Here is a 13,013-nt window from a genome sequence, read left to right as displayed (position 1 = left end):
GTAATAGGGCACTAGCACCTCAAGCTAGCGCGTCTGCCATTCCGCCACTCGGACCAACGCTCAAGCGTCGAGCAGCTAAGGCTATCGGATTCGGGCGGGACGGCCCAAACCTGGCAAGCAAGCCAAGCATGGTGCGCGGTGCCGGCGCTGGGAAGTGGTAGGAAAGGTGACTGTGGCAGTCGGGGTCGATCCGGTCGACGAGGTGGTGGATATCGTCAGCACGCTGATCCGGTTCGACACCACCAATACCGGCGAGGCGGACACCACCAAGGGGGAGGCCGAGTGTGCCCACTGGGTCGCCGCCAAGCTCGAAGAGGCCGGTTATCAAGCCGAATACGTCGAATCCGGCGCGCCGGGGCGGGGCAACGTGTTCGCCCGGCTGGCTGGCGCCGACACGTCCCGCGGCGCGCTGCTGATCCACGGCCACCTGGATGTCGTGCCGGCTGAGCCCGCTGATTGGAGCGTGCACCCGTTCTCCGGTGCGGTCGAAGACGGCTACGTGTGGGGCCGCGGCGCGGTCGACATGAAGAACATGGTCGGCATGATGATCGCGGTGGCCCGGCACCTGGCGGCGACCGGCGCCGTGCCACCCCGCGACCTGGTGTTCGCCTTCGTCGCCGACGAAGAGGCGGGCGGCCGCTACGGCGCGCACTGGCTGGTCGATCACCGTCGCGACCTGTTCTCTCGAGTTACCGAAGCGATCGGCGAGGTGGGCGGTTTCTCGCTGACGGTGCCGCGCCGCGACGGCGGTGAGCGTCGGCTCTACCTGATCGAAACCGCGGAGAAGGGCCTGTGCTGGATGCGGCTGACCGCCCGCGGACGCGCCGGGCACGGGTCGATGATCAACCACGACAACGCCGTCACCGCCGTCGCACAGGCGGTCGCACGGCTGGGTAGCCACCGGTTTCCGCTGGTACTGACCGATGCCGTGGTGCAATTTCTGGCGGCGGTCAGCGATGAGACCGGACAGACCATCGACCTCGATTCACCGGACCTGGAAGGGATGGTGGAGAAACTGGGGTCGATCGCCAGGGTCGTCAACGCCACCCTGCGCGACACCGCCACCCCGACGATGCTGCACGCCGGCTACAAAGCCAATGTCATCCCCGCGACGGCAGAGGCCGTGCTCGACTGCCGGGTGCTACCCGGCCGGAAGGCCGCATTCGAGGCCGAGATCGACGAGCTGATCGGCCCGGAGGTGACCCGGGAATGGATCGCCGACCTGCCGCCATATGAAACCAGTTTCGACGGCGACCTGGTCGATGCGATGAATGCCGCGCTGTTGGCTCAAGATCCCGACGCCCGTACCGTCCCCTATATGCTTTCCGGTGGGACCGACGCGAAAGCGTTTGGCCGTTTGGGTGTTCGCTGCTTTGGCTTCACCCCGCTGCGGCTGCCGCCGGAACTCGATTTTGCTGCGCTGTTTCACGGTGTCGACGAGCGGGTGCCCGCCGATGCGCTGAAGTTCGGCACCAGGGTGCTGCAACACTTCTTGACACACTGTTGATCCAGTTGACCCACTGCCACCGCGAGAGGACCGACTATGAGCACACCCCCCGACCCGTATGCCGGTCAAACCTCGATCGCGCGCCCCAACCCGTCCGACGAGCTGCCGACGCTGCCGTCGTTCCGGCTGACCTCGGCGTCGGTTACCAACGGGCAGCCGCTGGCGAGTGCCCAGATCAGCGGCATCATGGGCGCTGGTGGCAAGGATCTCAGCCCCCAGCTGAGTTGGTCGGGATTCCCGGAGGAGACGCGCAGTTTCGCAGTCACCGTCTACGACCCTGACGCCCCGACTCTGTCCGGGTTCTGGCACTGGGCGGTGGCAAACCTGCCGGCCACCGTCACCGAGCTGCCGGAGGGCGCCGGCGACGGCAGTCTGCTGCCGGGAAACGCGCTGACACTGGTCAACGACGCCGGCATGCGCCGCTACGTCGGTGCCGCGCCACCCGCTGGTCATGGTCCGCATCGCTACTACATCGCCGTGCACGCGGTCAAGGTCGAGAAACTGGACCTGCCCGAAGACGCCAGTCCGGCGTTTCTCGGGTTCAACCTGTTCATGACGGCGATCGCCCGCGCGGTCATCTTCGGCACCTACGAGCAGCGGTAGCGCCCCCTTCGCCACCGCGAGCATGCGCAAAATCGCACTCCCGCGGCGTGGTTCGTGCGACTTTGTGCATGCTCGCGGTGGTTAGCGTTAGCGGGCGGCCGAGCCCACAGCGTCGGCCAGCGATGCGAACCCGCCGTCGTGCAATCGGCGGGCGAGACCGTCGTGAATGTGTTTGGCCCACAGGCCGCCGCCGTAGACGAAGCCGGTGTAGCCCTGCAGCAGGGCCGCGCCTGCGGTGATGCGCCCCCAGGCGTCGTCGGCGGTTTCGATCCCGCCGACGCTGATCAGCACCAACGTTCCACCGGCCCGGGCGTACAGCTGACGCAGCACCTCAACGGCCCGGCGGGCCACCGGCGGGCCGGAGATGCCGCCGTCGCCCAACCGGTCCACGCCGCGGGTGGCCAGTCCCTCACGTGCTGCCGTGGTATTGGTGGCGACGATGCCGGCCAGACCCACCTCGACGGCCAGATCGGCGATGGCGTCGATATCGGGGCCGGTCAGGTCGGGCGAGACCTTAACCAACACCGGGGTCGCCGTCTCGGCACGCACCGCGGACAGGATGGGCGCCAGCTGTTCGGTGGCCTGCAGGTCACGCAGTCCCGGCGTGTTCGGTGAGCTGACGTTGACCACCAGATAGTCGGCCAGTGAGCCGAGCAGGCGAGCGCTGGCACGGTAATCGTCGACCGCGTGCGCGGGCGGGGTGGTCTTGTTCTTGCCGATGTTGACCCCGATCGGCACGCCCGCGTGGTGCCGCGCCAGCCGTGCCGCCAGCGCACCGGCACCGGAGTTGTTGAACCCCATCCGGTTCAGCAGTGCCCGATCAGCGGGCAACCGGAACAGCCGCGGTCCGGGGTTGCCCGGCTGCGGGGTTGCGGTGACGGTGCCGACCTCGGCGTAGCCGAAGCCCAGCGCACCCCAGGTGTGCAGCCCGGCGCCGTCCTTGTCGAACCCGGCGGCCAGCCCGAGTGGCCCGGGAAAGTTCACCCCGAACACGGTGCTGGCCAGCACCGTGTCGGTGGGTGCCAGCGCCCGGCGCAGGCGGCGGCGCAGCGGTATGGAAGCGGTGGCGGCGCGCAGCGCCGCGGACCCCAGGGTGTGGGAGCGTTCGGGGGGCAGCAAAAACAGCGCCCGGCGCAGTACGCCGTATGCGCCCATCCGCTATAACCCCGGCTGGTCGATCAACTCAACGGCTGGCCCATCCCGATGGGATCTCTTGCGGCGCAGCAACACCCGTCTGCTTCCATCGTTGTACACCCGTACCCGGGTCAGTTCCCAACCGCGGTACTCCGCTTCGATGGACAACCGGGTGGACGCGGTGATCCGGGTGATCTCCGGTGGCAGCCGCAGCGGCACCCACTCGTATTCATCGGACATCTCGGTGTCCCAGTCCGCCGGCCCCCGGCGAGGGCGCGCCGCGGTCAACGCGGGCCCGCCGCGTGCTCGATGACCTGGACTCCGTCGCCCACCCCGGACACGACATACAGGGTGCCCGACACGTCATCGAAGGCCAGCGCATTGGGTTGCCGCACGGTTGGATACCGTACCTTTTCCACGGGTATGCCGGTGGCCAGATCGAAACCGATAACCGTGTTCGTCCCGGTCTGTGAGACCCACGCCAGCTTACCGGAGCCGGCCAGGCCGTAGGGAGCGCCGGCCACCGGGTAGGCCTGCCGCAGCATCAGCGGGTCTACGCCGTACACCAGCAACTGGCCGCCGCGGGTGTCCGCAGCCAGCACCGGGCCGTGTGGGCCGGCCGCCAGCGTGGTGGCGCCGCGGCCGGCGCGCAGTGCATACGCAGGCTTGCCGTCCGGGCCGACGGTGGTCACCAAGGTTTGACCACGATCCAGAACCACTGCTGTATTCCCTTGTGTCACCATCGAATCGATGCGACCAGAGATCTTCGCCCGGGTTGCGATGGCGACTTCGGAGGCCGTTTCGGGCGCTGGGTCGGGCGCCAGTGCGTAGACGGCGCCATCGGCGCTGCCCAGCACCATTGTGCCGTCTGTGCGACGCGCGATCGCGGTGAACTCGGTGCCGGTGGCGCCGTTCACGCCGACCCGGCGGATACGGCCAGTCGCCAGGTCGACGACGAAATAACCGCCACGTGCAGACAGGCAGGCGCTACCGCGGCCGTCATCGGCGAGCGCGGTTGCCGCGCCCGGCAGTGCGATGGCGCGCCCCGGGCCGTGGCGGGCTGCCAAGCCGGCTCCGAACACGGTCACCGTGGCCGGTGCCTGCGGATCGCCACCGGGGGACAGCACCACCAGCGCTGAAGTGCCCGCATCAAAGGTCGCCGCGGTCGGCCGGCCACCCAGCGGCCGGATCGTGCCCGCCGGTGAATGCGATAGCGGCGGCGAAACGGCGGGTCCGGCGGGGGCGATCGTCGGCGGCGGGGCAGTGATCGGGTTCGACGTACAACCCGCGGCGATGAGCAGCGAGAGCAGCGAGAGCAGCGAAAACGCTAGCTTGGCCAGCCGGCGGGGTGGACGCGGCCGATCTGCGTGTTCTGCGAGTTTGTGGTGCTGTGACAACGGTGGCAACGGTCAGCCCTTGGTAGACGGTCGGCGGACTGGGGAGGAAAACTTGGTTTTCAGGAAAGCGATTCAGCGGACTTCTGGCGCGTTTCGCACATTCTAAGGCGTCGAGAAGGTACTCTGCGTCGCATGATCACCGCCGAGGACCGGCAGCTGGCTGGTCATGAGTTTGTCATCGAAGACATGTCGACCGGGGCTTTCGCCAGTGGGTTCGGCCTGGCCGGTAACGGTCGTAGTTTCTCATTCCACATCGAGCATCAGTCGCTGATCGTCGAGGTGTACCGGCCCGTGCTGGACGGCCCCGTTCCGCAGGCCGAGGACGTGGTCGCGACGTCGAGCAGAAAGCTCGTCGGTATCGACGTCGCCGACGAGCGCAGCCTGGGCGCGGCCGTTCGCGACGCGGTGGCGGCCGCGACGCCGGTATCGCGTTCCTGACGACCCGCGCCGAGGCGCGCGGTGCCGACCGTGTTCGGTTGCCAACGGTGTGCGCTGGCTGTCCTCAGTGAGGCCGAATCGTTCGTGCAGCCGGGTCAGCGAGGTGGGTGCCCACCAGTTCGTCCGGCCCAGAAGATGCATGAAGGCTGGTACCAGCACCGTCCGCACCAGGGTGGCGTCGGCCAGAACGGCCAGGGTGAGCCCCACGCCGAACATCCGCATGAAGGACACCTGCGCAGCGATCAGCGCGGCAAACGTGATCGACATCACCAGCGCGGCGGCGGTGATCACCCGGCCGGTGCGGGCCAGGCCGAGCGCCACGCTCGCATCGTTGTCGGCCGGGGTGCGGCCGGACGCCAGCCAGTATTCCCGGATCCGGGCGATCAGGAACACCTCGTAGTCCATCGACAACCCGAACGCGATGCAAAACAGCAGCACCGGCATGTTGGCGACCAGCGTCCCGGTCGGCGTCGTCCCCAGTGCACCGAGATGGCCGTCCTGGAAGATCCAGACCAGCGCCCCGAACGCGGCCGTCAGCGACAGCACGTTGAGGGCGAGCGCTTTCACCGGCAGCACCACACTTCCGGTCAGCAGAAACAGCAGCACGAAGGTGATTGCCGCTATCGACCCCAGCGTCAGCGGCAACCGCGAGGTGATGGCGGCCACGCTGTCGCGGTTGGTCTGCGCCACCCCGGCCAGTTGAACCGGCTGGCCGGCCGTGCTGGCGGCCTGGTGTAGCCGGTCAAGCTGGGTGTCGGAAGCTTGGGAGAACAGCGGTGCGGTGCTGGCGATGGTGAAGAACGCACTGCCGTCGGCCAGCCCGGTCGGGGCCGCCGGCGGTCCCACCCGGCTTCCATCGACAAACTCCCCGGTCGGAGCGGTCACGGCCGACACGTTCGGCACTGCCGACAGCGCTGCGGCGACACGCTCGAGATCGGCCGGGCGGAGATTGGTGACATCGGCGATGACCGCATTGACCGTGGTGGCCGAGTCGTTGGCGAAGCCCGTGCGCAGCCGGTCCCCGACCTGATGTGCCGACGCCGAGGGGGGGAGCGCCCGATCGTCGGGGAAACCCCACTTGACGCGGAGAAACGGCGACCCCAGGAGCACTAACACGGCGACACCGGCCAGGCCGATCGGCACCGCGCGGCGCATCACCGCCGTCGCAGAGCGGTACCAGAACAGCCGCTCGACCGGTTTGGGCGTGGGATCGGTGCGCTCCAACGCCCGGCGGACCAACCGGCGCACATCCAGCGAGTTGAGTCGTGCGCCGAGCAGCACGATGACCGCCGGTGTCACCACAACGGCCGCGACGGCGACGACCACCACGGTGGCGACGCCAGCGTAGGCGAAAGACTTCAGGAAGTACATCGGGAAGCCCACCATGACTGCCATCGACAACGCGACGGTGGTCGCTGAAAACAACACCGTGCGGCCCGCGGTGGTCATGGTCGTGATGAGCGCGTCGTCGGCCGCCGCACCGCCGGCCAGCTCATCGCGATAGCGGCTGATGATCAACAGTGTGTAGTCGATAGCCAGGGCCAGGCCCATCGCGGTGGTCAGGTTGAGCGCGAAGATCGACACGTCGGTGGACAAGGTGATCAACCGCAGCACCGCCATCGACCCGACGATCGCGCACGCGCCCACCGCCAGTGGCAGCGCTGCCGCCAGCAGTCCGCCGAACACCCAGACCAGCACGATAAAGCTCAGCGGGATCGCGATCGATTCCATCAGCAGCAGGTCGTGTTGGTTCTGCTGGTTGATCTGTGCATACATCACCGCGTCGCCGCCGGCCGCGACGGTGACGCCGTCGCGGTCATGGACCAGTTCGTCGGCCAGCGACTTGGCATAATGCTGGGCGTTGTTCTCGCCGCCCTTCAGCTGGGCGACGATCAGCCCGGTTGTGCCGTCGGTGCTCACCAGCCCGGGCGATCCGGTCCAGGCCGAGGACACCCGGTAAACCCACGGCGAGGCCTGCAGGTGGTCGGCGATGTCGGTGCCCACCGTTCGGGCCGCGTCACTCATCGCGCCGTCGGGGGCGCTCACCGTGATCAGCATCTGCTGGTCGCTGTGACCGAACTTGTCGATCAGCATCTGGGCCGCCCGGGCCGACTCCGACGCCGGAGCTTGAAACCCACCCGCCGACAGCCGCCCGGCCACCGGGGCGCCGAAGATAGCCGACCCGATCAGGACCAGAATCGCGGCGGCAACCATCCGCCCCGGCGCGACGAGGGCAGCTCGAGCGATCCCCCGCAACACATCGGGTCCTTCCGGTTCGGTATCGGTGCCGGCTTTACCAACCCCTCCTTGTTACTTACGAAATCGGCGCGTGCATCGTTCATCCGATCCGCGGCCGACCCACAGGGTGAACGGGTGAGCCGGCAAAGCCGTAACACCCGCGCGCTGATCGGGAGCGTGCTCGACCGTTACAGCGTGCGCTGCAGCAGCACGTCGTCGCTGTCGGCGGCCACCACCTGAACGGATGCGATCTGATTAGCCGGCATCGACGTGCTGCCGGTGGGCATCGCGGTGTGTCCCGGGTGCGCAACCCAGCTCGCCAGCCGGCTGCGGCTACCGTCACGACCCACCACGACCATCGCCAACATATCGTGCGGAGCGGTGTTCGGAGCCAGGCAGACGCAGCGCAGTTCGATGAGGGTGCCCCAGCTCTCGTCGCTTAGCGAGACCGTCGAGGCCAGCAGCGCGGTGTGCACCTGAGCCATCGGCAGCGCCACCATACTCGCCTGCGGCGCCACCATACTCGCCTGCGGCGGGGAGTTGGGCGACAGCGAGGGGCCCTCGACGCCGACGATCACACCGATGGCCAGCACCGTGGCTGCGGCGGCGGTGCCCACCCAGGCCAGGCGCGCCCTGCGCCGCTGGAGCCGCTGCCGGCGCACCGTGGTCAGCAGCGGCGCCAGCAACTCCGGGAGCGGCGCCTGAGTTGCCTGAGTCGCCTGAGTTTCACTGGCACCGGCGGCCTCGTCGAGGGAGGCCAACACATCATGGTCGAGATTTGACAGCAGGGCCGGCATGCCGCTGAGTTCGACGACCGCATCTCGGCACGATGGGCACTCGGCCAGGTGCGACTCGAATTCTCGCCGATCGGCTGCCGACAGCGACCCCAGCACGTAGGCGGCATCCCACATCTGGTATTTGTGGACAAACTCCCGGTCGTCCCCGGACCAGTTGCGCTCGTCCGGCGGGCCCCACAGCGGCATCATCGTGCCACCCCTACTTCCTGCAGCGCGAGACGCAGCGCCCGCATCGCGTAGTGCAGCCGCGACTTCACGGTGCCTTCGGCTATCTCGAGGTCGGCGGCTATCCGGGAGGTGCTCCAGCCCTGGTAGTACGACCGGCAGATCACCGTGCGATGGTCGACCGACAGCCGCGCGACCGCGTCGGCGATCAGCATTCGGTCCAATGCCGCGTCGATTTCATCAGGGCCGGCCCGCTCGGGCGCGCCGTCCAGGGAACCGATCTCATGGCGCGCCCGTCCGCTGCGGCTGAAGTCGATGACCAGATTGCGGGCGACGGTGAAGAGCCAGGCGCGTGCGGTGCTCCCGGCGACCTCCGGATGCTTCCACGCCCGCAGCAGCGTTTCCTGAACGACGTCTTCGGCGCGGCTGCGGTCGCCGGTCAAGCGCAGGGCATAACGCCACAGCGCGGCCGCGTGCTCGTCGTAGAGCGCCTTCATCAGGGTGTCTTCCGGGGTCACCGCGCCGGTGACCACCGTCGTGGCAGCGGGCATGTGATTCACCTCCTGGTGGTGACACGATTGGCCACCGCACCCGGTTCACCGGTGCCGCGGTCACGCTGCGGTCAGTCGGGGATCCAGTTGCCGTGGAACCCGTGCGGCACCCGCCGTGGCATTCGCACCCGGGCAACGGGTTCGCCGCCGAAATCGGAAGCGTCGATGACCACCAGGTCGCTCCCGTCGCGCGACGGATCGTAGACGTAGCACAGGTACCAGCCGGCCAGTTCGTCGTGGGAGTGCCCGCGGGCCGGGACAAAGACGCCCTCGTCGGCGCTGCCGCGCAGGTCCGTGGTTCCGAACCGGTGCTCGTCGGCCGTGCCGCGGTCGAAGTCGTAGCGGACCAGTGTGTTGGTGCCGACCGCGACCGCGTAACGAGCCGGGCGACCGGATTGCCTGTCGTCGATCCTGGGGAACTCAACCCCGCGGTCGTCGAGTTGGGTCTCGGCGACGGTGCCGCCCCGCAGATCGACCGTCCAGCGCCACAGGCTCGCCACGGTGTCGAAAGCACTGTCGTCTCGCCACAACTCCTGATACCGGACCACCTGCAGCACAATGGAATTGCCGCCGGACGAAGTCACATCATAGGCATTGGCGAGGTGGAAGGCATAGCACGGATCGATGTCGAACCAACGGAGTTCCCCGAACGGATCATCGCGGCGCAACACACCCAGCCGTGCGCCGTAGGAGTCATCCCATCGGTAGGGCGGATTCCGTTCGTCACCCATGGTCAGCGCAAGACCCAGGTCAAATACCAGCGGCAGGTCCAGGACAGCGCGAGGGTCTTACCGGCGTGGCGCACCACATGGGTGTTGACGACGCTGGAGCGCAGGGTACCGGTGCTGCCGTCGCCATCCACCGGTAACGGACGCTCGAAGCTTTCCGTTCGCACCCAGCGGTTGCGGTACCAGGCGGCCCGGCCGTTCTCCAACCGAATTCCGTGCACCATGCCGTCGCCGACGCACCAATAACCTTCGGCAACAAGCGGATTCGGGCCGTTACGCAGATAACCAACCATTCAGCTCAGCCGGGATGGCGCCTTCGACAGGCAGATCGAAGGCCGTCAGTTCATCAGGTACCGGAGCATAATTTGCGGTCCTGAAAACCGGAAAGACGGTCTCGGGGGGCTGTGCCGAGCCGACCACGTCGAGCTGTCGTGATCCGTTATTGTTCAAAGCCGCGGTCAGTTGGTGGGGCAGAGCTGGCAGCGCCAGTGATGAGTCGTTGTCCGCATCGAGGGCGGCCACCTCATCGCGATGCAGCAGCGACAGCAACGCGGGCAGGTGGGCCAGTTCGGTGACGGCCCGTCGACACGATGCACACCGGCCCATGTGTACCTCGAATTCACGGCGGTCGGCGGCCGTCAACGATCCGAGTACGTATGCGGCATCCCAGGTCGTGTAGCGGTGACCGTCGCCGCCGCGGCCGTTACCGCGGCCCTGCGTGGGTGTCATCGTGTCACCCCCATTTCCTCCAATGTCTGTCGCAGCCCGCGCAGCGCGTAGTGCAGCCGCGATTTCACGGTGCCCTCGGCGATCCCCAGGTCGGTGGCGATCTGGGCGGTGCTGCATCCCAGATAGTAGGAGCGGGAAACGACGGCTCGGTGTTCGAAGGAGAGCTGCGCCATCGCGTCACCGACCAGCATCCGGTCCAGCGCCGAGGCGATCTCGTCCGCGCCGGCTGGCTCAGGCGCGCCCGGGGTTCCCTGCGACCGGGCTTCGGAGCGGAAGCGTGCGCTGCGGCTTTCGTCGATGACGAGGTTGCGTGCGACGGTGAACAGCCAGGCCCGCGCCGAGCGGTCGATGTCTGCTACGACCTTGGGATGCTGCCAGGCGCGCAGCAGCGTCTCCTGCATCACGTCCTCGGCGCGGGACCGGTCGCCGGTCAGCCGGAACGCATAACGCCAGAGCGCTGCCGCGTGTTGGTCGTACAGCATCCGCATGGTGCCGGTTTCCGGAATGTCCATCACCAACCTTCCGGTAGGTAATTCGACTCGCACGTCCCTTGAGTTCACCGCTGCCGGCTGGATACGGCGGCTGCCCTGTCGTCGGTGATCCGATGTGATCCAGTGTGCTGCGCCCGACCCGCCGGCGCCACTCCCACCGTGGTTGGCGGAGACGCCCGCCAGGTACGGTCGTCGTCGTGTCGACTCCGCCGATGTCCTGGTCGCAGGCCGTGGTGCTGGCGGTTGTGCAGGGGCTGACCGAGTTTTTGCCGGTGTCATCGTCGGGGCACCTGGCGGTGGTGTCCCGGCTGTTCTTCGGCGGCGACGCCGGTGCATCGTTCACCGCCGTCACCCAGTTGGGCACCGAGGCCGCCGTCGTGGTCTACTTCGCCAGAGACATCGTGCGCATCGCCAAGGCATGGTTGCGCGGTGTGATCGCCGCGACGCCGAAGACCCGGGTTTCGTTAGGCCCCGCCGGCGCGTCCGGGCGCGAGATGTGCCGCGACCCGGTGGCCACCCAGCGCGACGCCGACTACCGGATGGGCTGGTATGTGATCATCGGCACCCTTCCGATCTGCGTGCTGGGCCTGGTCTTCGCCGACCAGATCCGGTCCGGGGTGCGCAACCTCTGGGTGGTGGCAACCGCGCTGGTGGTGTTCTCGGTGGTGATCGCCGCCGCTGAATACCTCGGGCGCCAGACCCGCCACTTCGCGCAGCTGACGTACGCCGACGCCGTCGTGGTCGGATTGGCCCAGACCTTGGCGCTGGTGCCGGGGGTGTCACGATCCGGGGCGACCATCTCCGCCGGGCTCTTCGCCGGGCTGGATCGGGAACTGGCCGCACGATTCGGTTTCCTGCTGGCGATCCCGGCGGTGCTTGCCTCCGGGCTGTTCTCGCTGCCCGACGCGTTCCACCCGGCCGGTGCGGGGATGAGCGCCACCGGTCCGCAGCTCCTGGTGGCCACGCTGATCGCATTCGGTGTGGGCTGGGCCGCGGTGGCCTGGCTGCTGCGGTTTCTGGTGTGCCACGGCATGTACTGGTTCGTCGGTTACCGGGTGGTGGCCGGGGCGACGATGCTGGCGCTGCTGGCCTCCGGCACGGTGGTGGCGGGAGCTGGTCTGTGACCGTCATCCTGCTGCGGCACGGCAGATCCACCGCGAATACCGCCGGTGTGCTGGCCGGGCGTTCCCGGGGGGTCGACCTCGACGATGTGGGCACCCGGCAGGCTGCCGAACTGCCGGACCGGGTAGCTCAGCTGCCGATCCGTGCGGTGGTGTGCTCGCCACTGTTGCGGTGCCGGCGCACAGTGGAACCGCTGGCCGCGGCGCTGGGCCTGACGCCCGTCGTCGACGAATGCCTGACCGAGGTCGACTACGGCGCCTGGACCGGCCGCAAACTGGCCGACCTGGCCGAAGAGCCGCTATGGAAAGTGGTGCAGTCCCACCCGAGCGCGGCGGTGTTTCCCGACGGTGAGGGGCTGGCGCAGGTTCAGGCCCGGGCGGTGGCCGCGGTTCGCGAGCACGAGCGGCGGCTGCTGAAAGCGTACGGTGCCGACGCGCTGTGGCTGGCCTGCACCCACGGCGACGTCATCAAGGCCGTCATCGCCGATGCGCTGGGCACCCATCTGGACAGTTTTCAGCGCGTTGCCGCAGACCCGGCGTCGATGAGTGTGATCCGCTACACGCCGCTGCGTCCGTTCGTCGTACACGTCAACCACACCGGAGCGCGGCTGGCCACCGCGCTGACGGCACCGCCGGAGCCCGACGGCGACGCGCGGCGCAGCGACGCCGGCGATGCAAGCGACGCCAGCGACGCCAGCGTCGGCGGATCCACCTCATAATTCCGCTTGGGTCACGAAATCCCGATGACAACCGCGCGGCCGGTATTTTGGAGATGCCATGGCTCGCGCAATCCACGTTTTCCGCACTCCCGACCGTTTCGTGGCCGGGACTGTCGGTCAGCCCGGGAACCGCACGTTCTATCTGCAGGCGGTGCACGACAATCGGGTGGTCTCGGTGGTGCTGGAGAAACAACAGGTCGAAGTGCTGGCCGAACGCATCGCCGCGTTGCTGCTGGAAGTGCACCGCCGGTTCGGCACCCCGGTACCACCGGAGCCCCCGGAGTCCATTGCGGTCGAGGATCTCAACTCGCTCGTCACCCCGGTCGACGCGGAGTTTCGGGTCGGCACCATGGGGCTGGGCTGGGATTCCGAGGCACAGACCGTGGTGGTCGAAC

12 protein-coding genes and 2 pseudogenes are annotated in these 13,013 nt (G+C 68.1%); 5 read left to right on the top strand and 9 right to left on the bottom strand.

Going from position 1 to position 13,013, the window contains the following annotated elements; genetic code table 11:
* Positions 1–166: 166 nt before the first annotated feature.
* Together AC2VON_RS20270 and AC2VON_RS20265 are read left to right on the top strand one after the other, a co-directional pair.
* Entirely contained in the window at positions 167–1,507 is a 1,341-nt protein-coding gene (locus AC2VON_RS20270; protein WP_486954520.1) for a M20/M25/M40 family metallo-hydrolase, read from the top strand.
* A 36-nt stretch (positions 1,508–1,543) separates the two neighbouring features.
* Complete coding sequence (locus AC2VON_RS20265; RefSeq protein WP_486954519.1) at positions 1,544–2,110, top strand: YbhB/YbcL family Raf kinase inhibitor-like protein; 567 nt, start codon at positions 1,544–1,546, stop codon at positions 2,108–2,110.
* 87 nt (positions 2,111–2,197) lie between these two features.
* Here AC2VON_RS20265 and AC2VON_RS20260 read toward each other — a convergent pair whose 3' ends face one another.
* The 9 genes and pseudogenes from AC2VON_RS20260 to AC2VON_RS20220 form a co-directional block, all read right to left on the bottom strand.
* Positions 2,198–3,265 carry a quinone-dependent dihydroorotate dehydrogenase gene (locus AC2VON_RS20260; protein WP_486954518.1) on the bottom strand — a complete coding sequence of 356 codons (1,068 nt, stop codon included), beginning with the start codon at positions 3,263–3,265 and terminating at the stop codon, positions 2,198–2,200.
* 3 nt (positions 3,266–3,268) lie between these two features.
* Positions 3,269–3,532, bottom strand: coding sequence for a DUF5703 family protein (locus AC2VON_RS20255; protein ID WP_486954517.1), 264 nt, complete (start codon positions 3,530–3,532; stop codon positions 3,269–3,271).
* Positions 3,529–4,554: a YncE family protein gene (locus AC2VON_RS20250; RefSeq protein WP_486954523.1), complete on the bottom strand. Its 1,026-nt coding sequence runs from the start codon at positions 4,552–4,554 to the stop codon at positions 3,529–3,531. Before AC2VON_RS20250 ends, AC2VON_RS20255 begins: the two co-directional genes overlap by 4 nt.
* A gap of 330 nt (positions 4,555–4,884) precedes the next feature.
* Positions 4,885–7,338, bottom strand: coding sequence for an MMPL family transporter (locus tag AC2VON_RS20245; protein ID WP_486954516.1), 2,454 nt, complete (start codon positions 7,336–7,338; stop codon positions 4,885–4,887).
* Positions 7,339–7,505: 167 nt separating this feature from the next.
* On the bottom strand, positions 7,506–8,300 hold the full coding sequence (locus tag AC2VON_RS20240) for an anti-sigma factor (protein ID WP_486954522.1): 795 nt from the start codon (positions 8,298–8,300) through the stop codon (positions 7,506–7,508).
* Positions 8,300–8,830 carry a sigma-70 family RNA polymerase sigma factor gene (locus AC2VON_RS20235; protein ID WP_486954515.1) on the bottom strand — a complete coding sequence of 177 codons (531 nt, stop codon included), beginning with the start codon at positions 8,828–8,830 and terminating at the stop codon, positions 8,300–8,302. The genes AC2VON_RS20240 and AC2VON_RS20235 overlap by 1 nt, the downstream gene beginning before the upstream one ends.
* A 71-nt stretch (positions 8,831–8,901) precedes the next feature.
* Positions 8,902–9,978: pseudogene (locus AC2VON_RS20230) on the bottom strand (carotenoid oxygenase family protein).
* A gap of 174 nt (positions 9,979–10,152) precedes the next feature.
* Positions 10,153–10,287: pseudogene (locus AC2VON_RS20225) on the bottom strand (hypothetical protein); the annotation flags it as partial.
* Positions 10,284–10,799, bottom strand: coding sequence for a sigma-70 family RNA polymerase sigma factor (locus AC2VON_RS20220; protein WP_486954514.1), 516 nt, complete (start codon positions 10,797–10,799; stop codon positions 10,284–10,286). The gene AC2VON_RS20220 and the pseudogene AC2VON_RS20225, both read right to left, overlap by 4 nt.
* Before the next feature lie 191 nt (positions 10,800–10,990).
* Between AC2VON_RS20220 and AC2VON_RS20215 the strand changes: the two genes are divergently transcribed.
* From AC2VON_RS20215 to AC2VON_RS20205, 3 genes are all read left to right on the top strand, one after another.
* Positions 10,991–11,902, top strand: a complete 912-nt coding sequence (locus tag AC2VON_RS20215) for an undecaprenyl-diphosphate phosphatase (RefSeq protein ID WP_486954521.1) — start codon at positions 10,991–10,993, stop codon at positions 11,900–11,902.
* On the top strand, positions 11,899–12,618 hold the full coding sequence (locus AC2VON_RS20210; RefSeq protein ID WP_486954513.1) for a histidine phosphatase family protein: 720 nt from the start codon (positions 11,899–11,901) through the stop codon (positions 12,616–12,618). The genes AC2VON_RS20215 and AC2VON_RS20210 overlap by 4 nt, the downstream gene beginning before the upstream one ends.
* A gap of 58 nt (positions 12,619–12,676) precedes the next feature.
* Positions 12,677–13,013 (top strand): DUF3090 domain-containing protein (locus AC2VON_RS20205; protein ID WP_486954512.1); only part of this gene is annotated, 337 nt, incomplete at its 3' end.

Source organism: Mycobacterium sp. TH-M82 (assembly GCF_057473605.1).
The sequence above is the reverse complement of the archived record's forward strand: the minus strand, read 5'-3'. Positions and strand labels throughout refer to the sequence as shown.